The organism is Comamonas sediminis (assembly GCF_041107495.1).
Taxonomy (GTDB): Bacteria; Pseudomonadota; Gammaproteobacteria; order Burkholderiales; family Burkholderiaceae_C; genus Comamonas; species Comamonas sediminis.
In genome coordinates this window covers 1-24,753 of record NZ_JBGBDC010000011.1, presented here as the reverse complement: position 1 = coordinate 24,753, position 24,753 = coordinate 1, and the positions used below count along the sequence as shown (strand labels likewise).

The 24,753-nt window shown below is 62.3% G+C and carries 22 protein-coding genes and 1 rRNA gene; 9 read left to right on the top strand and 14 right to left on the bottom strand.

Annotated elements, in window-relative coordinates; genetic code table 11:
• Positions 1-21 precede the first annotated feature (21 nt).
• From AB7A72_RS21620 to AB7A72_RS21605, 4 genes are read left to right on the top strand one after another with little or no spacing between them, the layout of a single operon-like run.
• The gene (locus AB7A72_RS21620) at positions 22-618 is read left to right on the top strand and encodes a biotin transporter BioY (protein ID WP_312530213.1); all 597 of its coding nucleotides are present in this window, start codon (positions 22-24) and stop codon (positions 616-618) included.
• A complete protein-coding gene (locus tag AB7A72_RS21615) occupies positions 615-2,111 on the top strand; it encodes an AMP-binding protein (RefSeq protein WP_369461117.1) in 1,497 nt (498 codons plus the stop codon). Before AB7A72_RS21620 ends, AB7A72_RS21615 begins: the two co-directional genes overlap by 4 nt.
• 14 nt (positions 2,112-2,125) lie before the next feature.
• Positions 2,126-3,319, top strand: coding sequence for a thiolase family protein (locus AB7A72_RS21610; protein WP_369461116.1), 1,194 nt, complete (start codon positions 2,126-2,128; stop codon positions 3,317-3,319).
• Positions 3,320-3,323: 4 nt separating this feature from the next.
• Complete coding sequence (locus tag AB7A72_RS21605) at positions 3,324-4,517, top strand: AAA family ATPase (RefSeq protein ID WP_369461115.1); 1,194 nt, start codon at positions 3,324-3,326, stop codon at positions 4,515-4,517.
• Between the two features lie 14 nt (positions 4,518-4,531).
• Here the strand turns inward: AB7A72_RS21605 and AB7A72_RS21600 are convergent, their stop codons facing one another.
• Positions 4,532-5,236: a nitroreductase gene (locus tag AB7A72_RS21600; RefSeq protein WP_369461114.1), complete on the bottom strand. Its 705-nt coding sequence runs from the start codon at positions 5,234-5,236 to the stop codon at positions 4,532-4,534.
• A gap of 136 nt (positions 5,237-5,372) precedes the next feature.
• Here AB7A72_RS21600 and AB7A72_RS21595 point away from each other — a divergent pair, with 136 nt between their 5' ends.
• Positions 5,373-6,497, top strand: a complete 1,125-nt coding sequence (locus tag AB7A72_RS21595) for an SLC13 family permease (protein WP_369461113.1) — start codon at positions 5,373-5,375, stop codon at positions 6,495-6,497.
• 135 nt (positions 6,498-6,632) lie between these two features.
• On the opposite strand, the gene AB7A72_RS21590 is transcribed toward AB7A72_RS21595, so the two are convergent.
• Positions 6,633-6,923, bottom strand: coding sequence for a hypothetical protein (locus AB7A72_RS21590; protein WP_369461112.1), 291 nt, complete (start codon positions 6,921-6,923; stop codon positions 6,633-6,635).
• Between the two features lie 161 nt (positions 6,924-7,084).
• Here AB7A72_RS21590 and AB7A72_RS21585 point away from each other — a divergent pair, with 161 nt between their 5' ends.
• The 4 genes from AB7A72_RS21585 to xth all read left to right on the top strand — a co-directional run bounded on the left by AB7A72_RS21585 (position 7,085) and on the right by xth (position 11,337).
• Positions 7,085-7,648 carry a UDP-N-acetylglucosamine acyltransferase gene (locus AB7A72_RS21585; protein WP_312462460.1) on the top strand — a complete coding sequence of 188 codons (564 nt, stop codon included), beginning with the start codon at positions 7,085-7,087 and terminating at the stop codon, positions 7,646-7,648.
• Positions 7,645-8,100, top strand: a complete 456-nt coding sequence (locus AB7A72_RS21580) for a glycine zipper 2TM domain-containing protein (protein WP_312530194.1) — start codon at positions 7,645-7,647, stop codon at positions 8,098-8,100. The genes AB7A72_RS21585 and AB7A72_RS21580 overlap by 4 nt, the downstream gene beginning before the upstream one ends.
• 625 nt (positions 8,101-8,725) lie before the next feature.
• Positions 8,726-10,336, top strand: coding sequence for an Ig domain-containing protein (locus AB7A72_RS21575; RefSeq protein ID WP_369461111.1), 1,611 nt, complete (start codon positions 8,726-8,728; stop codon positions 10,334-10,336).
• Between the two features lie 224 nt (positions 10,337-10,560).
• Positions 10,561-11,337, top strand: a complete 777-nt coding sequence (xth, locus tag AB7A72_RS21570) for an exodeoxyribonuclease III (protein WP_133857044.1) — start codon at positions 10,561-10,563, stop codon at positions 11,335-11,337.
• 81 nt (positions 11,338-11,418) lie between these two features.
• On the opposite strand, the gene AB7A72_RS21565 is transcribed toward xth, so the two are convergent.
• The 12 genes from AB7A72_RS21565 to rrf form a co-directional block, all read right to left on the bottom strand.
• Positions 11,419-12,750, bottom strand: a complete 1,332-nt coding sequence (locus tag AB7A72_RS21565) for a dicarboxylate/amino acid:cation symporter (protein WP_369461110.1) — start codon at positions 12,748-12,750, stop codon at positions 11,419-11,421.
• A gap of 403 nt (positions 12,751-13,153) precedes the next feature.
• Positions 13,154-14,080, bottom strand: coding sequence for a hypothetical protein (locus AB7A72_RS21560; protein WP_239812385.1), 927 nt, complete (start codon positions 14,078-14,080; stop codon positions 13,154-13,156).
• A gap of 133 nt (positions 14,081-14,213) precedes the next feature.
• Positions 14,214-15,782, bottom strand: a complete 1,569-nt coding sequence (ntrC, locus tag AB7A72_RS21555; RefSeq protein ID WP_369461109.1) for a nitrogen regulation protein NR(I) — start codon at positions 15,780-15,782, stop codon at positions 14,214-14,216.
• A 68-nt stretch (positions 15,783-15,850) separates the two neighbouring features.
• Positions 15,851-16,924, bottom strand: coding sequence for a nitrogen regulation protein NR(II) (gene glnL / locus AB7A72_RS21550; protein WP_312409377.1), 1,074 nt, complete (start codon positions 16,922-16,924; stop codon positions 15,851-15,853).
• 30 nt (positions 16,925-16,954) lie between these two features.
• On the bottom strand, positions 16,955-17,482 hold the full coding sequence (locus AB7A72_RS21545) for a hypothetical protein (protein WP_312409378.1): 528 nt from the start codon (positions 17,480-17,482) through the stop codon (positions 16,955-16,957).
• Positions 17,483-17,743: 261 nt separating this feature from the next.
• Positions 17,744-19,159 (bottom strand): type I glutamate--ammonia ligase, encoded by a 1,416-nt coding sequence (gene glnA, locus AB7A72_RS21540; RefSeq protein ID WP_116927832.1) that lies wholly within the window; start codon positions 19,157-19,159, stop codon positions 17,744-17,746.
• Between the two features lie 385 nt (positions 19,160-19,544).
• The gene (locus tag AB7A72_RS21535) at positions 19,545-20,453 is read right to left on the bottom strand and encodes an EI24 domain-containing protein (RefSeq protein WP_369461108.1); all 909 of its coding nucleotides are present in this window, start codon (positions 20,451-20,453) and stop codon (positions 19,545-19,547) included.
• Positions 20,454-20,537: 84 nt separating this feature from the next.
• Positions 20,538-21,557, bottom strand: coding sequence for a sterol desaturase family protein (locus AB7A72_RS21530; RefSeq protein WP_312409380.1), 1,020 nt, complete (start codon positions 21,555-21,557; stop codon positions 20,538-20,540).
• A 64-nt stretch (positions 21,558-21,621) separates the two neighbouring features.
• Positions 21,622-22,458 carry a polysaccharide deacetylase family protein gene (locus tag AB7A72_RS21525; RefSeq protein WP_369461107.1) on the bottom strand — a complete coding sequence of 279 codons (837 nt, stop codon included), beginning with the start codon at positions 22,456-22,458 and terminating at the stop codon, positions 21,622-21,624.
• Between the two features lie 38 nt (positions 22,459-22,496).
• Positions 22,497-23,432 (bottom strand): YncE family protein, encoded by a 936-nt coding sequence (locus AB7A72_RS21520; RefSeq protein ID WP_239812717.1) that lies wholly within the window; start codon positions 23,430-23,432, stop codon positions 22,497-22,499.
• Positions 23,433-23,596: 164 nt separating this feature from the next.
• Positions 23,597-24,337 carry a 16S rRNA pseudouridine(516) synthase gene (locus AB7A72_RS21515; protein WP_369461106.1) on the bottom strand — a complete coding sequence of 247 codons (741 nt, stop codon included), beginning with the start codon at positions 24,335-24,337 and terminating at the stop codon, positions 23,597-23,599.
• 96 nt (positions 24,338-24,433) lie between these two features.
• Positions 24,434-24,546: ribosomal RNA gene (gene rrf / locus AB7A72_RS21510) — 5S ribosomal RNA — on the bottom strand.
• Positions 24,547-24,753 lie beyond the last annotated feature (207 nt).

Sequence of the window (24,753 nt, the reverse complement as noted above, 5' to 3'; positions counted from 1 at the left end):
TTGAAAGACACGGACATGCCTATGACCTCCGAGCACCGCCCCGAAACCCGCGCTCAGCGCATAGCCCTGGTGGCGCTGTTTGCCGCGCTGATGGCCGCTTTTGGCCTGATTCCCAAAATCGATCTGCCGTTGGGCGTGCCGATTACCGCGCAGACGATGGGCGTGATGCTGGCCGGCTGCATGCTGGGAGCCGCGATGGGCTTCCAGGCCCTTTTGCTGTTTCTCGCGGCGGTCGCGCTGGGCCTGCCGCTGCTGTCGGGCGGCCGGGGCGGCATGGGCGTGTTTTTCCTGCCTTCTGCAGGCTATCTCCTCTCCTACCCGCTGGCCGCTGCAGTTGCCGGGCTGGTGATGCGCAGCTTGGCCGGCACCGGCCCGTCATCGCCCATGCGGCTGGCCACTTGTGCCTTTGTGGCCTCGGTGCTGGGCGGAATTGTGGTCGTCCATGTGTTCGGGGTGCTGGGCCTGATGCTGCTGGCCAAGCTGAGCTTTGTGCAGGCGGCAGTAGGCACCCTGGTGTTTGTGCCGGGGGATCTGGTCAAGTGCGTGCTGGTGGCACTGATGGTGCACACGGTGGCGCGCGGCCTGCCCGACTGGCGCTTTGGCGGGCGCCGCCTGTGAGCGGCTCGCAAGCGCCATCGGCCCCGCTGGCCGGCTGGCAACGCCTGGTGCATGGCCCGCTGGCCCACTGGGCGCAGCAGCGGCCCGGAGCCATCGCCATCGATGACGGCCAGCAACGCATTGGCTTTGCCGATCTGCATGCCGCCGTGCAGCAACACGCCCAGGCCCTGGAGGCCCAGAATGCCCCCCACACCCGCCTGCTGGATGCCAGCCAGCCGCCGGCAGCGCTGATCACCGACTTTTTGGCCACCAATGCCAGCGGCCGCTGCGCGGCGCTGGGCGACAGGGCCTGGTCACCCGCACAGCAAGCGCAGGCGCAGCAATGGATCGATGCGCTGGCCGCCGCGCCCCGCAGTGACGACCATCGCGATGCCGCGCTGCAGCCGTTCTACATTGGCTTTACCTCGGGCAGCACGGGCCTGCCCAAGGGCTTCAGGCGCCACCACCAGTCCTGGAGCGAGAGCTTTCGCGTCTGCGTGGACAGCTTTGGCCAGGCCGCGAACGGCTGCGTGATGGCGCCAGGCAGCCTGTCGCATTCGCTGTTTTTGTTTGGTGCGCTGCAAGGCATCTGGACGGGTGGCGGCACGCAGCTGCAACCGCGCTTTTCTGCCAGCCAGTGCCTGGCCACGTTGCGCCAGCAGGCGACGCCCTGCCTCGTCGCCGTGCCCAGCCAGTTGCTTGTGATGCTGCAACTGGCCGAGCGCCGCGCGCTGGCGCCGATCACCTCGCTGGCGCTGCTGATGATCAGCGGTGCGCGCTGGATGCGCCAGCACACGCCGGCGCTGCGGGCGCTGTTCCCGAGCGCCCGGATTGTGGAGTTTTATGGCGCCTCCGAGGCGAGCTTTATCGCCTGGATGGACGCCCACGCGGACACCGCACCGCAAGTGGTGGGCCGGCCCTTCAGCAATGTGCAGTTGCAGATCCGCGATGCCAAGCTGCAGCCGCTGCCCCACGGTGAGGTGGGCACCATCTGGCTGCACAGCCCCATGCTGTTTACCGACTATGTGGGCGCGCAGGCGGATGCGACGGCTGCACTGCGCGATGGCGAATGGCTCAGCGTACGCGACATGGGCAGCCTCGATGCGCAAGGCATGCTGACCCTGGTGGGGCGCGAGAAGCGCATGATCGTCACCCAGGGAAAGAACCTGTTCCCCGAAGAGGTGGAGGCGGTGCTCTGCGAGCACCCGCGCGTGGCTGCGGCATCGGTGCATGGCGTCGATGATGCGCTGCGCGGCAAGCAGGTCTGGGTGGCGCTGCAATTGCGTGACGATACTCCCACATTGCCTGCGCAGGCGCCATTGCAGCCGCTGGCCGATGCCGCGCTGGCCCGCGAGCTGGCCGAGTGGTGCCGCAGCCGGCTGGAAGCGCACAAGTGCCCACGCCGCTGGTTCAGCGCCGCGCCCTGGCCCCAGACGGCCAGCGGCAAGACGGACCACCCCATGCTTGCACAATGGCTGGCAGCAGCACTGCCCAGTGCGGACAAAACGGCTTGATCGCGCGCGCCACCATGCCCATCCCACCCGTCTTTATCGCCAGCCATGCGCGCAGCGCCGTGGTGCCAGTGGGCGGCGCGTTCAAGCATCTGCACACGCATGAGATTGCCGCGCCTGTGCTGCAAGGCCTGCTGCAACGCGCCGGGCTGACGGCAGATGCTGTGGATGCCGTCGTGCTGGGCAATGCCTTGGGTGCTGGCGGCAACCCGGCACGCATGCTGGCGCTGGCGGGCCAGCTGCCGCTGCACTGCGCCGCCTACTCGGTCGATACACAGTGCTGCGCCGGGCTCGACGCCATCGCGCTGGGCGCCAGCCTGGTCGCCAGCGGCCAGGCCGAGGTGGTGGTGGCCGGCGGTGCTGAGGCCTGGAGCCGTGCCCCCATTCGCGCGACCCGCCCCTTGCATACCGGTGACAGCGCCGTGCCTTATGAGCGCCCGCCGTTTGCCCCGCCGCCGCATGACGACCCGGATTTGCTGCTGGCCGCCGCCCGCTATGCCGCCAGCGCCGGGTACGGCCGCGCCGTTCAAGACAGTTATGCGGCTGCCAGCCATGCACGCGCGCTGGCCAGCGCTGCGGTGATGGCGCAAGAGATCATTCCCGTGGCGGGTGTCGTGCAAGACCCCTTTCCGCGCGCCTTGAGCCAGCGCCAGCTGGACCGCATGCCGGTGGTAGCGCAGACCGATGCCGGCATGGCCGATGAGGCGCGCCGCGCGCATGCCGTCAGCACCGTCGCCATCTCCCCCAAGGCCGACGCAGCGGCGCTGGTGCTGCTGGTCAGCGAAGCGGCCTGCCGCCGCTGGCGCGTGCAGCCCAGCGCGCAATGGCTGGGCCACCGGTCGCAGGGCGGCTCCCCTGCGATGCCCTTGGTGCTGGCTTTTGACGCTGCGCAGGCCTTGCTGCAGCACCAGGGAGTGCCCTGGCCGCAGCTGGCTGCCATCGAGTTGCATGACGCCTTTGCGGTGCAAGGACTGCAATGGCAAGCGCTGCTGCAAGGCCAGGATGCGGATGCCAGCCTCCTGAACCGCCATGGCGGCGGCATTGCACGCGGCCACCCGATTGGGGCATCGGCCGCTGTCGCGTTGGTCCGCGTATTGGCTGATTTGCAGGCAACGGCGGGCACATCTGCCGCCCTCGGGCTTTCTGCCACCGCCGGTGCCGGTGGCCTGGGCAGCGCGGCCCTGGTGCGCCAGGCGCCGCTGCTATATTGACCGGATGCTCAGCACCTTAGCCATTGCCAACTACCGCTCCTTGCGCCAACTGCTGGTGCCCCTGGGACAGATTACCGTCATCACCGGGCCCAATGGCAGCGGCAAAAGCAGCGTCTACAAGGCCCTGCGCCTGCTGGCCGATATCGCCCATGGCGGCGTGGTGCGCTCGCTGGTGCGCGAGGGCGGGCTGGCGTCGACACTGTGGGCCGGGCCGGAAGAAATCACCGCACGCATGCGCCGTGGCGACGTACCGGTGCAAGGCACGGTGCGGCGCAAACCGGTGCAGCTGCAGTTGGGTTTCGCGTCGGATGAAGACGGCTTCGGTTACGCGATCGATATTGGCATGCCCACGCCATCGACGATTCTCAAAGCCTTTGCACATGACCCGGAGATCAAGCACGAAGCGCTCTGGGCTGGGCCGCTGTGGCGCCCGAGCGCCACCTTGGTGGAACGCCAGGCCGCACAACTGCGGTTGCGCGGAGGTGGCCGCAGTGCAGCGAGCTGGTTGCCGGTGGAGCGCCCTATCCCGCGCTGGGCCAGCATGCTGACCGAGTTTGTCGACCCTGTTGCCGCGCCGGAGATGCTGACGGTGCGCGAGCAACTGCGCTCCTGGCGTTTTTACGACCATTTCCGCAGCGATGTGGATGCCCCTGCCCGCCAGCCGCAGCTGGGCACCTACACGCCAGTGCTCAGCAACGATGGCGCGGACCTGGCCGCCGCATGGGAGACCATCACCGCCATTGGCGACCACGAGGCGCTGATGGCGGCAGTGGACGATGCCTTTGCCGGCGCCAAGATCTCCGTGCACCAGGACGGCAGCCGCCTGGCGCTGCTGATGCACCAGCCCGGTCTGCTGCGGCCCCTGCACACCAATGAACTGTCGGACGGCACCTTGCGCTATCTGCTATGGATTGCCGCGCTGCTCACGCCGCGCCCGCCGCAGATGCTGGTGCTCAACGAGCCGGAAACCAGCCTGCACCCCGATCTGCTACCAGCGCTGGGCCGCCTGATAGCGGTGGCTGCGCGCCAGACCCAGGTGATCGTCGTCACCCACGCCAACCGCCTGCTGGCCGCGCTGGAAGACGCCGCCGCCGAGCTGGACTACCAGGCCATCCATTTGGAAAAGAACCTGGGCGAGACCCATATCGCCAATATCCCGGCGAGCGAGCTGCCGCGCTGGCAATGGCATGAGCGCTAGCCAGACGCTCGGCCTCAGTCCAGCCGTTGGAAGTACGCGTCGAGCTCGGCACGGGCCGTCAAGGTCCGGTTCACTGCGGCAGCGGTATCCTCGTAGCCCAGCGCCATGCCGCAGACCACGGTTTGCGTGGCGGGCAGCGCCAGCGCATCGCGGATCAGGCCAGGGTACGAGGCCATGGCCCCAATGGCACAAGTCGCCAAGCCGCGTGACTGGGCCGCCAGCATCAGGCCGTAGATGGCCATGCCCAGGTCCATATAGCCGCCTGGCCCAAAGCCGCTGTCGATAGTGATGATGAGGGCCACCGGTGCATCAAAAAAGCGAAAGTTGCGCCCGAACTGCGCGCCGCGCCCCGCTGCATCGCCCCGCTCCACCCCCAGCGCACCATACAAGGCCTGGGCGGCTGCGACCTGGCGTTTGCGCAGCGACAGCGGCAGTGGGTTGGGGAAATAACCGTAATCCTCCGCCTCTTGGGCGCCCGCCTCATAGGCCTGCTGCAGACGGCTGGTGAGCTGTTCGCGCCGCGCGCCGCACACCTGCCAGAAGTAGCCAGGCTGCAAATTGGCGCCACTGGGCGCGCGCCGCGCCTCCTGCAGGCAATCGAGCAGCAGCGCATCTGCCACTGGCTGCGAGGTAAAACCGCGCACCGAACGGCGCAGCTGTGCGCTGTTGGGTGATGCTGATGCGGTTCGGATGAGAGATGGAGACAGGGGCTTGTTCATGGCAGTGGCCGCCATTGTAGTGAATGGGCTCCTGAATTTGCCATCCAGCCGCGTTGAGGCGCGCAGGCAGCACCGACTTGCAGCACAATCCATCCACTTCTCCGCCGTGCCGGAGTGTTTTTCCTCGGCGACCGCTATGACGACCTCCTCTCCCTCTTCTGACTCGCCGCAAGACGCCCCCAGCGGCAATATGCTGCTCTGGATTTTGTTGGCCCTGGCGATAGGTTTCGCCGCCTGGCAGCCGCGCAGCCCGCAGGCGACCATGGCGCTGGTCGATTGGCAGACCATTGGCGCGTTGGCGGGCCTGTTGGCGATCACCCAGGCCGTCGAGCGCAGCGGCATGCTGCAAGCCACCGCGCAGCGGCTGCTGACACGGGTATCGACCTTGCGCGGCCTGGCGCTGCTGCTCACCGCAACGGCTGCCCTGCTCTCGGCCTTGGTGACCAACGATGTCAGCCTCTTCCTGCTGGTGCCGCTGACGGCGGTGCTGGCCGCCCAGGCCCATTTGCCATTGGCGCGGCTGGTGGTGCTGCAGGCCTTGGCGGTGAATGCCGGCTCCGCCCTCACCCCCATCGGCAACCCGCAAAACCTCTACCTCTGGCACCGCTCTGGCGAGAGCTTTCTGGGATTTATGGCGATGATGGGCCCGACCGTGGCCATCATGCTGGCCTGGGTCTTTGTGGCAGTGTGGTGGCTGGTGCCACGCACGGCGATCACGCTCAAGCCAGCGGCAGCACCCACCGCTGTGCAGCCCCGTTTGCTGACCATGGCGGTGCTGCTGTTTGTGGCCTTTGTCATCGCGCTGGAGCGCCACTGGACCCTGGCCGGCCTGGGCCTGGTGTTTGGCGTATTTGCACTGGCAGCGCCCCGGGTGCTGCGCGGCGTGGACTGGGCCTTGCTGGCCACCATTGCGCTGATGTTTGTGGTGCTGCGCCAGGTAGCAGAGTTGCCCGCCATGCAAACGCTGCTGCTGCAGTGGCCGATTGCCGAGGGCTGGCGCGCCTACCTGGCCGCCATTGTGGCCTCACAAGTCATCAGCAATGTGCCCGCCACTATCTTGCTGGACGGCACCGTACGCGACCTGCCCGCCCTGGCCGCTGGCGTCAGCGTCGGCGGCTTTGGCTGCGTGCTGGGCTCGCTGGCCAACCTGATCGCGCTGCGCCTGGCCCGGCTGCCCAATGGTTTGTGGGAGTTTCATCGCATCAGCATTCCGTTTTTGCTAGTGTGCGCGGCTTCGGCGGCTTTGTTGCGCTTGGGGTGAGTTCTCGCAGATGGCTGCAGTGCGAAGCCGTTCAGTCGATGGGCCGTCTCTCGCAACTATGCGCACCAGGGAATCATTCAAGCGGAACAGCACCTACAGTGAGTTGTCCGCACCGGTGTCCAAATCGTCGGCATGCTAACCTTCGGTCCGGCGGCCGCGAATGTTGTCACCGGCGCCCATAACGCCACCGGCAATGGCGCCTTCCACGCCGGCGCGCGCCACGCCGTCCGAGATGTCTTTGCCCTCGGCATGGTTCTGCCACATCTGCTCTGGGGTGGACTGGGGCGGCTCCTGCAGCACAGACTCGGATACCATGCCGCCGGCAACCCGCCCGGCCAAAGATCTGCCGGCGCCCTCCGCCAGCCGGCCCTTGCCTGCGTTGACGATAGCAGTTTCTGCCGTTTCCAGGCCCAGCTTGTTGGCCACCGGGCCGCCGATGGCGCCCAGCGCACCGGTGCCAACACCAGCGCCCAGGGACGCCAGCGCGTTCTTTGTTGGTCGTCACCCTCTTACTGGGCCATCTGCTGCCCCGTAAGGCTCTGTAAGACAACCCCCTATAGAATGTTGTCTTTTGTTACGAGTACAACATGAAGAAGTTATTCTTGGCCTCCATCATCTTCACATCCGCGCTGATTTCGGGATGTACTGCTCCGCCGCCAGTGAATTTCTCGGTGCCTGATGTTGGCGTGTCCACCAAGAAAATTGATGCTGAAGTCAAAGCCATCACAGTGACGCTTGCCCGCCCGGACGAGAAAAAAGGCGACCTACCAGCTGGCATTGAGGGGATTACAACCCTGTGGAAAGAGGCTCTGCAAGAGGCGCTGGACCGGATGGCCATCTTTAAGGATGACTCCAAAAACAAGGTCAGCATTCAGGTGAAAATCCTTGCGTTCGAAGTTCCAGCCTTTGGTTTCGAGATGACTTCAAAGTCAATTGCTCGGTACGAAGTTATTGACCGCGCGACTGGTAGCATCATCTACACACAAGATATCGCCGCTGAAGGGGTTGTGCCTGCGACACATGCCTATTTGGGGGTGACACGCGTGCGCGAATCTATCAATCGGGCAGCTCAAAACAACATCAAAACATTCCTGCAGGCAGTTGAGAGCGTTGATATTGAAAAACCAATGTTCCCAGCTGAGAAGAAATGAGCAAGCGACTTCTATCTCTGGCCTTAGTAGGATTGTTGGTTGGTTGTGCCAACACAACTGATCCCAGTACCTACTCTGTTGGCTCCGTAGGTCAGGTCAACCGTAGTGTGTCTGGCATCATTGTGAGCGCTAGACCTGTGACGATCAACGCCAACACCGGGGCCGGAGCTGGCGTCGGTGGCGTCGCAGGAGCAGTAGCTGGCTCCTCCATTGGCGGCGGCACCAGAGCGCATGCTTTGGGTGCCATTGGAGGCGCAGTGGCGGGCGCTCTTGTCGGCGCGGCCATCGAGCAAAACAGTTCTCAACTGTCTGGCATGGAGTATGTGGTTTCGACGTCTAACGGATCTTTGCTGACAATCACTCAAGGCTCCGAGCCCGCGTACAGAGAGAATGATCGCGTGATCATTCTGTATGGCAGCCCAGCCCGGCTTATCAAAGATCCTCGGCCGTGACTAGCTGATTCCTACCCCGCTGCGATGCCGGCGGGGACGCCAACCACCGCACCCAGAATTTGCAACGCCATAAGTCTATTGGGCAATGTCAAGACTGGTAAACGAGGCGGGGTGCCAATGCGATACGAAGATAAGATGAGACTCGTAACAACTGGAGACATTTCAAGAAATTAGTACTCATCGCAATGGCCTTTGCAGCTGCTTCAGCCGCACACGCGGGCACTACTCCAACCTCTAATGGATCGTCAGCACTGTCAGTTTCTGGGATAGGTTCAGCTGCGTTCATGACCTTTGAAGCGGCGGGACGCAAGGGAAGCAAGCGCGTAGGGGGCACCCGCCGCAGCGGCAAGGGTGGTAAGTACGTTGGCGGACGAAAATAAGCCCAGCCCGCAACCTCTCAGGCAACATCCCTCACCCGAGGGATTTTTCACCCCCGCCTAGCTGGCGACCTCGTGAAATGCGATGTCGTCCACCCCACCCCAGCAGCCCGCAGAAGCGGGCTTTTTTGCGCCTGCACTCAAGGCACATACGTGTTTCCCCTATCACTCATTTCAAGGATTGACGACCTGATACAAATTGTTAACAATTTCCAGTTGTCAAAATTTGATCCACTAGGGAGAAGACGATGTCTAAAAAGCCGTACACCGTGACAATGCAAAAGCTGAATAATTGGTATCGCACCAACACGCAATTCATTGTCGCTGGCCTTATGGCAGCATCGCTATCCGTTCCAGTATCAGCCGCGCCTTTTGCTACAACATATACCGGACAAATCACCAGGAGCGACTTTCCTGAAATTATCGCCGACCAGAGCTACACCATAACTTTTGTTTTCGATAACGGCGCAAGCAGTTCAGCATCGCAAACTTGGAGCATCAATAATCTAACCTGCACAATCTGGCGGTTCAATGATGCGCGTAACGTAGTATTTACGCAAAACCTGCTAGATTCGCCTCCTTCAACCGCTGATGGCAGTGTGAACACCGATGCGACAGGAGCGCTCACGAGCATGTTCGGACGGGTACTTGGAAGCGAGGTTGATGGGGGAAAATTCACCACCATAGGGCTAAGCCTTTCAGGCGTGAAATGGTTTGCTAATTCTCTGAATCGTGTTCTATATAACTTCGACCAAAGCCAAGGTGTCGGCGATCTGACCGGTGGCGTTCAAATGGCTCCAAATTACTGGAGCTCACCCGAACCTTTCGGAGGTGCTTGCGACGGCTCTGTGATGATCACCAGCACTGCTCTGCCCACAGCAGTAGTGAACCAGCCTTACACCACAACTCTAGAGGCCAGCGGTGGTGAGATGCCCTTAGAGTGGTCGGCCTCTGGCCTGCCGGACGGACTAATTATCGATTCTGCTAGCGGAGTGATTAGCGGTACGCCAACTTCACCGGGAACCGCAACCGTCACGGTGGTTGTAACCGATCACGCATCTCGTCAGCACGCTACTACCCTGAATCTCGTTGTGGATCCGCTCGACCTCACTTTTGTTGGAGCTGGTCCAAACATAACGCTCGCTGGCGGCGTCGTTGCAGCAGCGTATTCTCAGCCGCTGAAGGTAACAGGCGGTTTGCCTCCATATACCTTCTCCGTGACGGGCGAGCTGCCACCTGGGCTAGCTCTCGACACAGCAACCGGCATCATTTCCGGGACGCCCACGACCACTGGCACTTACAGCTTCTCGGTCATGGCCATGGATAGCGCGGTGCAACCAACACTGGCTCTCAAGGCGGTCCACGTAGCTGAGCAAACCTTCACCATCGTGATCACTGCCGCGCCTGTGCCTCAAGCTAGTGTTGCGTGCGCACCATCGGAGTTGACCGATTCGGCCAACCAAGTCAGCACCTGTACAGTGACACTGAGCCCAGCGCCCACTCAAGCCATGAGCATCAATCTTGTTCTGCCAGCCGGGAGCCCACGCTACAGCACTAGCTGTGTATCACCCATCACCATAGCGGCCAACGAAACTACCGCCGCCTGCACCATCACTGCTACCGAAAATACGGTGGCTGGTGATGGAAACGTCACAGCTGAGCTATCCATTGCTCCGCCAACAGTTGTTGATGCGTACAGCGTGTCAGGCTCGCCTGCCCAGGTGGTTATCAAAGACGACGACAAGCCTGTGGTTGCAGCAGCCACTCCAGTCCCTACGCTGGGCGGCATTGGTCTGCTGCTGCTCTCGGGGCTGGTTGCTGGGTCCATGGGCCTCATGCGCCGGCGCAAATCGAACTGATCGCGAGCCCTCTTCGGAGGGCTTTTTTACGCCCTCAAAGTCGATAAAAGAGCTAGCAAAACCACCGCAGCCCCCATCGAGAAGCATCCGACCGCCCGCATGCAGCAAAATGGAGCCTAGCAAGAATTCCGATGGTGCGAAGGACCAGTCGCGGGGATGGTAGCCAGAAATTCTCTGGCGACCAAACGCTTCCACACATCATTGATTAATAGAAAGATATTGTTATGCGCATAGCCACGTGGAACGTCAATTCCCTCTCCGTCCGTCTGCCGCAGGTGCTGGAATGGCTGGCCGCCAACCCGGTCGATGTGCTGGGCCTGCAAGAGCTCAAGCTCACCGACGACAAGTTTCCGCATGAGGCTTTGGCGGAGGCCGGCTACCAGGCGGTGGCGTTTGGCCAGAAGACCTACAACGGCGTGGCCCTGCTCAGCCGGGGCGAGCTCAAGGATGTGGTGCGCGCCAACCCGCAGTTTGCCGATGAACAGTCGCGCATCATTGCCGGCACGGTGGCCAGCCCGGCTGGCGATATCCGCGTGATCAACTGCTATTTCGTCAACGGCCAGGAACCGGGTTCGGACAAGTTTGCCTACAAGCTGCGCTGGCTCTCGGGACTGGAAGCCTATGTGAAGGCCGAGATGGCCTTGCACCCGCGCCTGGTGCTGGTGGGCGACTTCAATGTGGCACCGGAAGACCGCGACAGCTATGATCCCGATGGCTTGCGCGACACCATCCACCACACCAAGGAAGAGCGTGACGCCTTCCAGGGCCTGCTCGCCTTGGGCTTGACCGATGCCTACCGCCTGTTTGAGCAGCCCGAGAAAAGCTATAGCTGGTGGGACTACCGCATGCTGGGCTTCCAGAAGAACCGGGGCCTGCGCATTGACCATATCCTGGTGAGCGAAGCGCTCAAGGGCTCGGTGAGCGCCTGCACGATTGACCGCGCGCCGCGCAAGAACAAGCAGCCCAGCGACCATGCACCGGTGGTGGTGACCTTGGGCTGATCTGGCCTCCAACCCACACAAAAAAACGGGCCGCAGCCCGTTTTTTGTTGTCTCTACTACGCGCTGAGCGCAGCATCCAGATCAAGCCTTGCCGTTGGTCTCCGGCAGCGCATGCATCGCCAGCGCAGCCTCGGCATCGAGCTTGCGGCTCAGCGCTTCGGCCTCTTCTTCGGACAGCAGTTCGCCCTCCCACTTCGCAACCACGGCAGAGGCCAGCGAGTTGCCGACGGCATTGGTCGCAGAGCGGCCCATGTCCAGGAAGGTGTCGATGCCCAGGATCAGCAGCAGGCCGGCCTCAGGGATGTTGAAGTGGCTCAAGGTGGCAGCAATCACCACCAGCGAGGCGCGCGGCACGCCGGCAATCCCCTTGGAGGTGAGCATCAGCACCAGCAGCATGGTGATCTGCGTGCCCAAGGACAGCTCGATGCCATAGGCCTGTGCGATGAACAAGGTCGCAAAGGTGCAGTACATCATCGAGCCATCGAGGTTGAAGGAGTAGCCCATGGGCATGACAAAGCTCGAGATCTTGCGCTTGACGCCAAAGCGGTCGAGCGCGTCGAGGATCTTGGGATAGGCGGCCTCGGAGCTGGCGGTGGCAAAGGAGACCATGAAGGCTTCCTTGATCAAGGTCAGCAGCTTGAACACGCGCTTGCCCAGGAAGGCCATACCTGCCAGCACCAGCAGCGACCACAGGATGAACAGGCCCAGGTAGAACTCACCCATGAACACGGCGAACTTCAGCAGAATGCCCAGGCCATTGATGGCCACGGTCGAAGCCATGGCCGACAGCACTGCCAGTGGCGCGAGCTTCATCACATAGCCGGTGATCTTGAGCATCACATGCGAGAGCTCATCGATGGCGGCCAGCAAGGTCTTGGCCTTGTCGCCCAGCGCAGCCATGGCCACGCCGAAGAACATCGAGAACACGACAATCTGCAGAATCTCGTTGTTTGCCATGGCTTCGGCAAACGATTTGGGCACCGTGTGGTTGATGAACTCGCGCAACGTGAACTTGCCGGTGGCGAGGTTGGTGGCCGCGCTCACGTCCGGCAGCGGCAGGCCGAGGTTGGCGCCGGGCTGCAGCACATTGGCCAGCACCATGCCCAACAGCAGCGACACCAAGGATGCGGTGAGGAACCACATCATCGCCTTGAAAAACACCCGGCCCACCGATGCGGCATCGCCCATGTGCGCAATGCCCACGACCAGGGTCGAGAACACCAGCGGCCCGATCAGCATCTTGATCAGCCGCAGGAACACATCGGAGACGATGGAGATGTAGCCGGCAATATCCTTGGCGGCGGCTGCATCACCGGCGCTTGCGTTGACTGCGTAGCCCAGCGCAATGCCAGCCAGCATCGCCGCCAAAATCCACAGCGCGGACGAAGAGCCCTTTTTGCCCGTGAGAGCCATAACCAATACCTTTGATGTGTGTGATTTATGGTGCTGTCCAGGGCGCTGCGGGCCTCTTGTGCGGCACACCAGCACGGGGGCCATGCTGGAGGGAGTGCGCCATGACCAGCCCGGGCAGGCTGGCTGCCGGGTGAAGGTGGTAAATCCGCTGCACAAGGAAAGAGCGATGAGGCTGCCTTGGACGGCAGGATTGCAGGTTCTGCGGGCCCGATTGTAGCCGCAAGTTTTTGCGGCTGAGCGCGCCCAACCCGAGAAAGTGGGCGCCTACATGGAGTTTTTTTCCCAATTCACGGGAATTTTGCGCGGCTACCCAGCAAGTTTCAGCGGGCCGCAGGCGGGTGCGTTGCCGGCCTTCCCCACTGTGGATCGACGCTTTGTACGAGCCTATTGAGAGACAACCGTGCTAGCGGGCGCGGGCGTCCTGCATGTGCTGCAGCTCATCGGTATAGCGGCGCAGCTGCTGCGCCTGCGCTTGCAGCAGGGGACGCACCTCCAGTGGCAAGGCCGATTCCAGCACGCGCTGGTAGCGCTCGGCCACCAGCACCAGGCACAGATTGCATTCGGCGATCAGGTCACGGTCGCTGTGGAGGTTGGCCCGCTGCTTGAATTCGGTCCAGCGGCGGTGCATGCGGCCTGCCGCGCTGAGCCCGGGCCGCTCCACCAGCGGGCTGGGCTCGGCCAGCTGCAACTGCACGTCCTGCAGCTGCCAGTCCATCGCACGGAAGTGCTCGGCCAGCGCATACAAGTGGCTGCGCAACGCAATGGCTCGCGCTTGCTCGCTGCCTGCTACCAGACACTCCTCACAATCAGCCAGGCCTTGCTGCAGCACGCGTACCGCATGCTGCACCTCCGCGCCAGACAACTGCTCGCCCTCCAGACCGCTGATCGCATGCTCATACGCGGCGCGGGCGATGGCGCTCGCCTCGGGCCAATCCATGGGGTTGCTGCCGCGTACGTGCTGCCACTGCACTTCAAGCTGGTTGACCAACGCGTCAAAGCCTGAAGGGTTGCGCTGTGCTGCATACCAGCCCAGTGCCAGCGCCGGGCGGTAGGCCTCGAAGGGCTGACCCGCCACATAAAAATCCATGCTCTGGTAGTGGCTGCGCCAGTAGCTGTCTTCCCGCGCCGGATTGCCCCACAAGGCCTTGGCCTTGGGTGGCAGGCCACCAGCCATTGCGCCGTGCAGTGCATCGCCCGCCAGATGGGCCATGCCACTGGCGGTGGACGCTGCCAGCCGCAAGGTATTGAACAGCGCCGAGCGCTGGCGGCCAATGCGTTCAGGCGAATTGCGGTACGCCTGGGCCGAAAACACCGAAGTCATCTTTTGCATGGAGAGCATCACCGGGCAGACAGGGAATCACCCATTGTGGCACGGTTCAAACCGCAGCCGTGGCAGGTGTCTGTAAGCCAAACCGCCGCCTGGGGAGGCGGCGGTTTATCGGGGGATCCCAGGTTGCGCTGCCTCAATCGTCACTAGCCGACAGCCCCAGCTCCTGGATCTTGCGGGTGATGGTGTTGCGGCCAATGCCCAGACGCTGGGCTGCCTCCATGCGCCGGCCATGGGTTGCGGCCAGCGCGCTTTTGATCAGCTGCGATTCGAAGCGGCGGCTGAGCACATCCCAGACCTCGGTGCTGCCGGACTGCAGCAGCGCATCGGCCTCGCGCGCCAGATCGCCCTCCCAATCACCGGCCGCAGCTGCGCCGTGGATGGCACCGCTCGCGCTGCCATGGACGGGCATGGACAGGGCTGCGGGCTGGGCAGGCGGCTCAGCGGCGGCGGGCCGGTAGCTGTATTCCTGTGCGGGGGCCTGCACCGCAGGTGCCAGGCTAGGCATGCCCGCAGGGGCCAGCGCCGCCGCCGGTGTGGCCTGCAGCACTTCCGGCGGCAGATCCTGTGCGGAGACCCACTGCGCGGGCGCCATCACGGTGATCCAGTGGCAGATGTTCTCCAGCTGCCGCACATTGCCCGGAAAGGCGAACTGGGCCAGCTGGGTCAGTGCAGCTTCGGACAGCTGCTTGGGCTCTACCCCCAGTTGCTTGGCGCTGGCCGCCAGAAAGTGGCGCGCCAGCATTGGAATGTCCTCCTTGCGCTCACGCAGAGGCGGCAGGCGCAAGCGGATGACATTGAGGCGGTGGAACAAGTCTTCGCGGAACACGCCCTTGTGCACCCGGTCCTCCAGATTCTGGTGGGTCGCGGCAATCACGCGCACGTGGGACTTGACGGGCACATGGCCCCCCACGCGGTAGAAATGACCATCAGACAGCACGCGCAGCAGGCGGGTCTGCAGGTCAAACGGCATGTCACCGATTTCATCAAGGAACAGGGTGCCGCCCTCGGCCTGCTCAAAGCGGCCTCGGCGCTGGGTCTGGGCGCCAGTGAAGGCCCCACGCTCATGGCCAAACAGCTCGCTCTCGAGCAAATCCTTGGGTATGGCGGCCGTGTTGATGGCCACAAACGGGCCGCCCGCCACCGGCGAATGCTTGTGCAGCGCGCGTGCGACCAGCTCCTTGCCCGAGCCCGATTCGCCGGTCACCATGACCGTGACATTGCTTTGCGACAGCCGGCCGATGGCACGAAACACATCCTGCATCGCCGGGGCCTGGCCCAGCATCTCACCATTGCCGGCGGACTGCGACAGCTCTGGCGCCTGGCTCTCGCTTTGCTGCACGGCACGCTTGATCAGCTCCACCGCCTTGGGCAGGTCAAAGGGCTTGGGCAGGTATTCAAATGCGCCGCGCTGGAAGGCCGAGACGGCGCTGTCCAGATCCGAGTAGGCGGTCATGATGATGACCGGCAGCTGCGGGTGGTCCTCATGCACTTGTTCCAGCAGTTGCAGGCCATTGCCGCCTGGCATGCGGATGTCGCTGACCAACACCGACGGGGCCAGTGCCTGGTCGCTCACGCTTTCAAAGGCTTCCAGTACTTCCTTGGGATGCACAAAGCTGCGCGTGGGCAGCTGCTCGCGGGCGAGTGCCTTTTCCAGTACGAATCGGATCGACGGGTCATCATCCACTATCCAGATTGGTTTCATTGTCGCTATCACCCTACCCTTACAGTTCTACATACCGTGGTCCTGCAGCAAGGGATGCGATCTGCACCCTAGTCTGTCAACGGCAGCATGATGCGGAAATCCGTGCGTCCAGGCTCGCTCTCGCATTCGATAAGGCCTTCGTGCCGCTGCACAAAGGTCTGCGCCAAAGGCAAACCCAGGCCCGTGCCGCCATCACGTCCGGTCACCAAGGGGTAGAAGATCCGCTCCTTGATGTCCGGCTCGATGCCAGGACCGTTGTCAATGACATGCAATTCCAGTGCCAACTTGTGCCGCTTGCGGCCCAGGGTCAACTGCCGGGCAATGCGTGTACGCAAGGTGATGCGTGCATTGTCCTGCGCCATCTGCGGCACCAGCACCTGTGCTGCATTCTGCACAATGTTCAGCAATGCCTGAATCAACTGCTCGCGATCGCCCCGGATTTCGGGCAGCGAGGTGTCGTAATCACGCTCAATGCGCAGGCCTTGCGGGTATTCCAGCAACACCAGCTGGCAGACACGCTCGCAGACCTCGTGGATATTGACATCGCCGACCGTGTGCGGATGGCGGTGTGGCGCAAGCAAACGGTCGACCAGCGCCTGCAGGCGGTCGGCCTCATGGATGATGACGTCGGTGTATTCCTTGAGCTGGGCATCGGGCAGCTCCAGCTCCAGCAGCTGGGCAGCACCGCGTATGCCACCCAGCGGGTTCTTGATCTCATGGGCAAGGTTGCGTATCAACTCCTTGTTGGCCAACGCCTGCTCGCGCACGCGCTCCTCGCGATCCTGGCGCACCTGCTGCTCCAGCGGCCACAGCTCCACCAGAATGCTCTCCTCCTCTTCCCACCATGAGAGGTTGGCATGCACCGGAAAGGAGTCCTGCAGGCTGCGCCGCAACTGCGCCTCGAAGCGCAGCGACGAGAAGCGCTGCGCCCGCGCATCGACCAGGGCCTTGTGGACCAGTTCGTCATCCTGAAAAAAACCGCCGAAGTAATGCCCCAGGATGCTTTTGCGCGAGACGCCCAGCGCGTTCTCCAGGGCTGCATTGACCCGTTCAGCGGCGCCGTCGAGACGAATCACGGCGACCAGGGTGGCGATATGTTCCAGCGCCTGCCATTCACGATCGATGGCACGGAGGTCAGACATGGGGTGTGCCCAGAAAGGTAGAAGCCCTGATTATGGGGCCGGCAAGCGCTGGAGCTCGCGCTGAATGCCAGCGATATCGCTGTCGTTGCGCGCGATTTCCTGCTTCAAATCTTCCACGCGCTTGGTGTAGAAGGCGGGGTTGCGCATCTCCAAGGCGTTTTTCTCAGGCTCGCCATTGTTGTACTCGCGCGCCAACGCGGTCTTCTTGTCCTGGGCTTTTTTCAGCTCTGTCTCCAGGATGAGGCGCGCGTCGGAATCGCGGGCGCGGCCATCGGCCGTGGTAGAGCGTGGCGCGGGTGTGGCGGCAGCGGGTGCACGCGCGGGGCGTGGCGCAGCGGCCGGGGCATTTGGTGCGGGTGCCGGGCTGGCAGCGGGCGTGTGCGGGCGTGTGCCTTGCACGACGGTGACGTTGGCGCCTTCCACCACGGCACAGCCTTTTTGCCGCGCCTTGGCCACATCGTTGGTGTATTCATTGCCACAGCGGTAAATGCGATCTTGCGCCACCGCGCCTTGCGCACATGCCACTGCCACCATCAAAAACAACAACTTTGTATGCATAACCCCGTTTCGCCCGTTCGCTCCACTTTGCCTTTAAACCCGTGACAGCCTTTAGCGACTTTGCACGATGACCCCTCTGCAACCCGCAGTGTAGCTACAAAGGAGGTCGATCACGCCGAACAGTTCCTGCTGTTACAGATTCGCCGCAAGCCGCCAACGCCAGCGCGGCGGACCCCTGATAAAAAACGACCTGCCACCTTGGAAGGTTGACAGGTCGCTTTGTCCAGCCTGACCAGGCCGAAAAGCCTGGCGGGAACGGGTTTACAGCGAGTAGTACATATCGTATTCGACAGGGTGCACCGCTTGGCGGAAGCGGGTCACTTCGCCCATCTTCAGCTCGATGTAGGCATCCAGCATGCTGTCGCTGAACACACCGCCCTTGGTCAGGAAGGCGCGGTCGGCATCCAATGCTTCCAGGGCCTGGTCCAGGCTGTGGCACACGGTGGGGACCAGCTTGTCTTCTTCCGGAGGCAGATGGTACAGGTCCTTGGTGGCAGCTTCGCCTGGATGGATCTTGTTTTCCACGCCATCCAGACCGGCCATCAGCAACGCTGCGAAACCCAGGTAGGGGTTCATCAGTGGATCGGGGAAACGTGCTTCCACGCGGCGGCCCTTGGGGTTGCTCACGTAAGGAATACGGATCGATGCCGAGCGGTTCTTGGCCGAGTAAGCCAGCTTCACAGGCGCCTCGAAACCAGGAACCAGGCGCTTGTAGCTGTTGGTGCCAGGGTTGGTGATGGCGTTCAGTGCACGGGCGTGCTTGATGATGCCGCCGATGTAGTACAGCGCGAAATCGGACAGACCGGCATAGCCGTCACCGGCAAACAGGTTCTTGCCGTCTTTCCACACGGACTGGTGCACGTGCATGCCCGAGCCGTTGTCGCCCGAATAGGGCTTGGGCATGAAGGTTGCGGTCTTGCCGTAGGTGTCCGCCACGTTCCAGATCACGTACTTCTGCACCTGGGTCCAGTCTGCACGCTCCACCAGCGTGGAGAAGCGGGTGCCCAGTTCGTTCTGGCCAGCGCCGGCCACTTCGTGGTGGAACACTTCGACGGGAATGCCCAGCGACTCGAGCAGCAGGGACATTTCAGCGCGCATGTCCTGGGTGCTGTCCACGGGAGGCACGGGAAAGTAGCCACCCTTGACGCGTGGACGGTGACCACGGTTGCCATTGTCGAACTTGGCGCCGCTGTTCCAGGGAGCTTCGTATTCTTCGATGTCGAAGAACGGGTTGTTGGGTTCGGTGCTCCAACGCACGCCGTCGAAGATGAAGAATTCTGGCTCTGGACCGAAATAGGCGGTATCGCCCAGGCCCGATGCCTTCAGGTAGGCTTCAGCGCGCTTGGCCACCGAACGTGGATCGCGGTCATAGGCCTTGCCGTCACCGGGCTCGATCACGTCGCACTGCAGGAACATCGTGGTTTCGTCAAAGAACGGATCGATGTTGGCCGTGTTGGGATCGGGCATCAGCAGCATGTCGGAGGCTTCAATCCCCTTCCAGCCAGCGATGGAGGAGCCATCAAACGCGTGGCCCGAGGTGAACTTGTCTTCGTCAAAGTGCGAGATAGGCACCGTGACGTGCTGTTCCTTGCCACGGGTGTCGGTGAAACGCAGATCAACGAACTTGACCTCGTTCTCGTCCAACATGCTCATCACATCTGCAACGCTCTTGGCCATCTAATGCTCCAAAGAAAATCGTGAATAAAAAGGGCTGTGCCAAGACTAAAGCAGTTTACGTGCCAGTTTTGTGACATGCCCATGCCGACCGGGAAAAGCGGGCTTGGCGAATGCCCCTGCATCCGTACTGTGCCCAAAGGCAGACTGTACCGCGCTTTTGCCCTACCCCCAGAGGGACGCTGATGATTTTGCAGCCGGCGGCCCAGATCCGTGCAGCGCAAGGAGTAGATGCGGCATCGGCACCAAAATGGTGCAAAGCAGGGGTGACCTAACGTGAGAAGCGTTAGTGCACCAAAATGGGTATTTGCGCACTACATTGGTGCGTCTCAAGCAGAGATAGAGGCTGTGCGCCTGCCGGCCTCCGCGCCCTGCCCCGCCCAGACCCCTACATCGCATCTCCGGAGTCTGGCACTCGCACACCATCGGTTTTGCCGCGCAGCGCGGGCTCCGTCACCGGCAGCTGTGCGCCCGGATCTCCATTGGCAATCCGCAGCTGCTGCAGCGCAGCCAGGCAGAAATGGATGAACCACAGCGAGGAAAACGCAAAGGTGATCGCATAGATCCATACGGCGATCGGAATCAGCACCACAAAGCCAATCGTGAAGACCATGCCCGAGGCCCAGACGACGCTGGGCGCGATGCCGATATAGCCGGAGATGATGCCCATCAGCAGCAGCGGCCAGCGGTGGCGCTGCAGGAGGGTGTCGCGTTCGGCCTTGCTGGCATGGTCGGCCAGCGCATCCACACTCATCACGCGGTAGGTGAGCCAGCCCCAGATGACGGGAGGCACAATCAGCACCAAAGGGGGGATCAGCCACAGCGGCATCGTCACGACAAAGGCCACGACGGCCACTGCCGAGGTGCTCAGGGCCCAGAGCACACTGGTCACCAGGCCCATGCCTTTTTTCTTCTCCAAAAGGGGGAAGCGCTGCTCGGTCACCATATTGACCAGCGCGGGCGTCATCAGCAGTGCAATCACCAGCAGCGCAACCACCGCTGCCACGGGCGTGATCAGGATCAGCACCACAAAGGGCGCGATGCCCGCTGCAAAACCCTCGGTGCCGCTGCTGCCAAACCAGCTGAACACCGTGCGCAGCCAGCCAATGGTCTCCACCCAGTGCTGCATGGTCGCGACTGCGCCCGACCAGAAGAAATAGCTCCAGCCCCCCAGAGCCACCAACATCACCACCAGCGGCAAGATGGATAGCAGCATCACACGCGGACGGAAGCAATAGGCGGCAGCGCGCCAGAAAGCATCAAACATCAGGCTGGAGCCGGCAGACGCTGAGGGCATGGGTGAACTCCTTGTAGGTTTCAGCGGCACCGCAGGACAGGGAATCGCCCTCTGCGGCAGCGGATGGCAGGCATGGACTTCGCTTCAGGCACGGCCCAGCAACCGCAACAGACCACGCCACTGCTGGCTCCAAAAACCGCGCCCGTAATCGCGCAACTGCCCGTGGCGGTTGGGCTGCACCTGGTCACGGATACCGGTGGGGTCATAGCGTAGCTCAAAGTTGGCAGTGCCAAAAAGCATATCCCACCATGGCAGCAGTACACCAAAATTACAGCCCCCCAATCGGGTACGGGGCACGGCCTCTCCGGCCTGGACGGCGGGGCTGGGCGCCGCAGAAGACGTAGGTGACTCGTGGCCAATGCCGATGGCATGGTGGCGGCGGTGAAAGCGCGGGCTGATCCACAGGCGCTCACCCAGGCGGCCGAACCACAGGCGCAGGTTGGCGTGCTGCAGGCTTTCGCTCAGCTGGGTGATGGCGACAATCGCGACGAACTGGCTGGGCGCCACACCGATCAAGACGGCGACAAACACCAAAATACTGTCATGCACCAGGTCATCGAGCAGGTGGTTGCGGTTGTCGCTCCACATCGTCATCTGCCGCTGGGAATGGTGCAAGGCATGCAGCCGCCACCACCAGACAAACTGGTGCTGGCCCCGGTGAATCCAGTACGCGACGAAGTCGAACACCACCAGGTAGATCAGCAGGCTTACCCAGCCCAGGTCCGTGACACCAGGCCAGAGTGCATCCAGATGCCAGGTCTCAAAACCGCGCACGCGCAGTGCGCCCACCACCATGTCCCACAGCGGATCGATGGTGAAGAACAAGGCCAGACGGAACAGACCCAGGCGATGGATAAAGGTGTAGAGCATGTCCACACGGATCGCATGCCGATCGGTCACCGCCTCGACGGGCCGCCAGCGCTGCAGCGGCGCGATGACCAGGACCATGATGACGATCTGCAGGCAACCGACCAAGAACCAGCCCGCTGCCGTATAGCCATCTTCCAGGTAGCTGGCAAGGCCCAGGTTGAACAGCAGCGGCTGCAGCAGCTGCTCGAACAGCCACTGCTGCGCGTTATCAAAAAGCGTGCTGAGAAATTCCATGGCAAACCATTAGTGCGAATCGGGCTTCCAGCGCTGCAGCCAGTGTGCGCTACCGCGCGCGCTTTCAGCCACCATGCTGACGAATCCAATCCTTGTATTGCGGATGCTCACGCAAGGTGGCAAAACAAAATCCCTTGGCCTGCAGACCTTCGATCAGCGGCTGCAGTACGGCCGGCGCCCAAGGGTCCTTGCGGTCCCAGATGCCCAGGTGGGCCAGCAAGATATCGCCAGGGCGGATGTCGCGGAGCGCCTGGTTCAGCAGCTGCTGGTTGGGGTATTGGTCGCTGGGCAGTTCATCACCCAGAAAGCCCGCCGGCGACCAACCCACATGCGCATAGCCGCAGCCCTTCGCGGCGGCTATCAGGCTGGGTGAGGTCTTGCCACCCGGCGCGCGAAACAGCGGCAAGGGCTTGACGCCAGTGATCCTGGCCAGACGGTCTTCCGATTGCTGGATCTGCGCGCAGTACTGCGCGGCCGTCCATTCAAAGCGTTGCCCGGCCTGCGGGCCTTGTGAAGGCTGCACTTTGAACCGGGGCGCAGCGCCTGTCGGCACTTTGACATCGCCACGCCAGTAGGTGTGGTCCCAGGTGTGGGAGGCAAAGGCATGGCCTTCTGCCGCGCGCGCACGCCACCAGGGCGCCCAGTGGTCACCCAGGCTGCCATCGCCCTCCTTGGTGCGTTCATTGGCCGCAAAGAAGGTGACCTTGACCTGCGTCTTGTGCAGAACCTCGGCGATCTGGTTGGCCACCCCCATGTGGCCAGTGTCCAAGGTCAGATAGACGGGCTTGCTGCAGCTCGCTCCTGCAGCGGCCGCTGCGGCAGGCGCTGAAGCAGCAGGCTGGGCAAAGGCAACGGCGCTGCCCAAATGGGCGGCCAGAAGCCAGAAAAATGTGCTGCGCATGGCGTGGCTATCCCCTCTGCGGCTGACTCAACGATGCACTAGCGCGGTGCGTGGTCCAGCACCCAGATGCCGTGCGGCGATTTGCCTACCTTGACCTGGTTGACCACCTTGCGCTCAACCGTGTCGATCACACTCATCTTGCCTGCCCAGCGCGAACTGAGGTAGATGTAGCGGCCGTCCGGGCTCACATCCATGCAGTCGGGGCCGCTGGGTCCAGGGTAGCGGTCGACCACCTTCTGGCTCACCATGTCGAGCTTGCTGATGGTATTGGCCACCCGGTTGCTGACGAAAAGATGGCGGCCATCGCCGGTCGCGCGGAAGGCGTGCGCACCCTTGTCGGTCTTGATCGTGTTGACCAGCCGGGGCTCGGCGCCACTGACGTCGAACACCTGAACGCCGTCACTGCCGGTGAGCGCAATGAACACGAATTTATCGTCCGGGCTTCCATACAGATCGGCCGGCATCTGCCCCGTCTTGGTGCGCCACTTGAGGGTCTGTGTGGCTATGTCGATCGCCACCAGCTCGTCGCTGTCCTGCATCGTCGAGTAGATCGTTGTGCTCTTGCTGTCAATCCACAGGTGGCTCGGGGTTTTGCCTGTCGCTATGCGCTTGGCCAGCTTGGGTTCCTGCCCATCCCAACGGTAGATGTCGATATGGTTGAGACGATTGGCGGCGGTAACGAACCACTTCATGTCCGGCGAAAAACGCAGGTGGTAGGGATCGGAAATACCCTGGATCACGCGCTGCACCTCCGCTGTCTTGGGATCGACAAAGGTCAGCGAATCACCGGTGGCATTGGCCACGATCACCGACTTGCTGTCCGGCGTCAGGTACAGGTGATGCGGCTCCTTGCCGGTGGGAATGCGCTTGACCTCTTTCCAGGTCGCCGGATCGATGACGCTGATGCTGGCATCGAGGGAATTGAGCACAAGGATCGGGTTGGCAGCATGCACCGCAGTGGCTGCAAGGGCCATCACCGCGACCAGAGAACGGACAAAAACGAGGGGCTTCACAAGCGATTCCTACTAGTAACGCAGCGAGTGTAGCTGCCTGCGATAAATGGCAGCACCGCTTGGGGGCGATTGGCGATGTAAATAATCGTTGAACTTGCGCCAAAGCCACACAAGGTCAAAAACCGTCAGGGCTTGAGCAGTGCCAGCTCTTCGGCAGTGAGCCAGCGCCACTCACCCGGCTTGAGCTCGTCCGTCAGAACCAGACCGCCAATCTGGGCCCGGTGCAGCCCTTCCACACGGTTGCCCACCGCCGCCAACATGCGTTTGACCTGGTGGTACTTGCCTTCGGTCAGGGTCAGATCCAAGGTATTGTCGCCCGTCTTCACGCAGGCAGCAGCCTTCACGGGCTTGGGGTCGTCATCCAGCACCACGCCTGCCAACAGACGCTCGACCTGCTGCTCGGTGACCGCATGCTTGGCCGTCACCTGGTAGCGCTTGGGAACATGCTTTTTGGGGGAGCTCATGCGATGGATAAACTGGCCATCATCGCTGAGCAGCAGCATGCCGGTGGTGTCCTGGTCCAACCGACCCACCGCCTGCAGACCCTGAATGGCATTCTTGTTGGGCCTGGTCCGCAATGGCACCGGCAGCAGGCTGTAGATACTTGGGTAGGCCGACGGCTTTTGCGAGCATTCGGTACCCGCAGGCTTGTTCAACAGCACATAGCCCAGTGCATGGTATTCCCACTCCACGCCCTGGACCTTGAAGCGCAGGCCATCCGGCTCCACCTCGGCGGTCGAGTCGGTGACGGACAGCCATTCGTTCGCCTGTGCATCCCACAACTGCACCCAGCCTTGCTGCACCAAGCCGGAGCACACGCGGCGTACACCAAAACCCTGCGAATACAACATATCCTGCAACTGCATCACAACCTCTACAAGCGAGCTGCAGACCGCTGCTGCAGCGAGATAAAAAGAAAAACCCCTCTACTCGGTAGAGCAGAGGGGTTGATCAGTATAAAAGCCTGACGATGACCTACTTTCACACGGGAATCCGCACTATCATCGGCGCGAAGTCGTTTCACTGTCCTGTTCGGGATGGGAAGGAGTGGTACCAACTTGCTATGGTCATCAGGCATAACTTTTTGCTTTGCTGCCAGGTTTGTTAGGCAGCGCAGCGAATTCATAGAGTCTTATCAGCTAAATTTGATTGCGCTTTGGGCATAACTGCAGTTGCAGTGTTTCTTTGCTTGGGCCCCCATCTAAGGGAGGGGCCGATCAAAGTTATAGGGTCAAGCCGCACGAGCAATTAGTATTGGTTAGCTTAACGCATTGCTGCGCTT

Excerpts from the sequence above, each read along its gene's own strand:
- xth (WP_133857044.1), top strand. The coding sequence starts at position 10,561 with ATGCGCATAGCCACGTGGAACGTCAATTCCCTCTCCGTCCGTCTGCCG.
- AB7A72_RS21530 (WP_312409380.1), bottom strand. The coding sequence starts at position 21,557 with ATGGAATTTCTCAGCACGCTTTTTGATAACGCGCAGCAGTGGCTGTTC.
- glnA (WP_116927832.1), bottom strand. The coding sequence starts at position 19,159 with ATGGCCAAGAGCGTTGCAGATGTGATGAGCATGTTGGACGAGAACGAG.
- AB7A72_RS21610 (WP_369461116.1), top strand. The coding sequence starts at position 2,126 with ATGCCCATCCCACCCGTCTTTATCGCCAGCCATGCGCGCAGCGCCGTG.
- ntrC (WP_369461109.1), bottom strand. The coding sequence starts at position 15,782 with ATGAAACCAATCTGGATAGTGGATGATGACCCGTCGATCCGATTCGTA.
- AB7A72_RS21605 (WP_369461115.1), top strand. The coding sequence starts at position 3,324 with ATGCTCAGCACCTTAGCCATTGCCAACTACCGCTCCTTGCGCCAACTG.
- AB7A72_RS21575 (WP_369461111.1), top strand. The coding sequence starts at position 8,726 with ATGTCTAAAAAGCCGTACACCGTGACAATGCAAAAGCTGAATAATTGG.
- AB7A72_RS21545 (WP_312409378.1), bottom strand. The coding sequence starts at position 17,482 with ATGCATACAAAGTTGTTGTTTTTGATGGTGGCAGTGGCATGTGCGCAA.
- AB7A72_RS21520 (WP_239812717.1), bottom strand. The coding sequence starts at position 23,432 with ATGGCCCTTGCAGCCACTGCGGTGCATGCTGCCAACCCGATCCTTGTG.
- AB7A72_RS21595 (WP_369461113.1), top strand. The coding sequence starts at position 5,373 with ATGACGACCTCCTCTCCCTCTTCTGACTCGCCGCAAGACGCCCCCAGC.
- AB7A72_RS21600 (WP_369461114.1), bottom strand. The coding sequence starts at position 5,236 with ATGAACAAGCCCCTGTCTCCATCTCTCATCCGAACCGCATCAGCATCA.
- AB7A72_RS21515 (WP_369461106.1), bottom strand. The coding sequence starts at position 24,337 with ATGCAGTTGCAGGATATGTTGTATTCGCAGGGTTTTGGTGTACGCCGC.
- AB7A72_RS21580 (WP_312530194.1), top strand. The coding sequence starts at position 7,645 with ATGAGCAAGCGACTTCTATCTCTGGCCTTAGTAGGATTGTTGGTTGGT.
- AB7A72_RS21525 (WP_369461107.1), bottom strand. The coding sequence starts at position 22,458 with ATGCGCAGCACATTTTTCTGGCTTCTGGCCGCCCATTTGGGCAGCGCC.
- glnL (WP_312409377.1), bottom strand. The coding sequence starts at position 16,924 with ATGTCTGACCTCCGTGCCATCGATCGTGAATGGCAGGCGCTGGAACAT.
- AB7A72_RS21565 (WP_369461110.1), bottom strand. The coding sequence starts at position 12,750 with ATGGCTCTCACGGGCAAAAAGGGCTCTTCGTCCGCGCTGTGGATTTTG.
- AB7A72_RS21535 (WP_369461108.1), bottom strand. The coding sequence starts at position 20,453 with ATGCCCTCAGCGTCTGCCGGCTCCAGCCTGATGTTTGATGCTTTCTGG.
- AB7A72_RS21620 (WP_312530213.1), top strand. The coding sequence starts at position 22 with ATGACCTCCGAGCACCGCCCCGAAACCCGCGCTCAGCGCATAGCCCTG.
- AB7A72_RS21585 (WP_312462460.1), top strand. The coding sequence starts at position 7,085 with ATGAAGAAGTTATTCTTGGCCTCCATCATCTTCACATCCGCGCTGATT.
- AB7A72_RS21560 (WP_239812385.1), bottom strand. The coding sequence starts at position 14,080 with ATGCAAAAGATGACTTCGGTGTTTTCGGCCCAGGCGTACCGCAATTCG.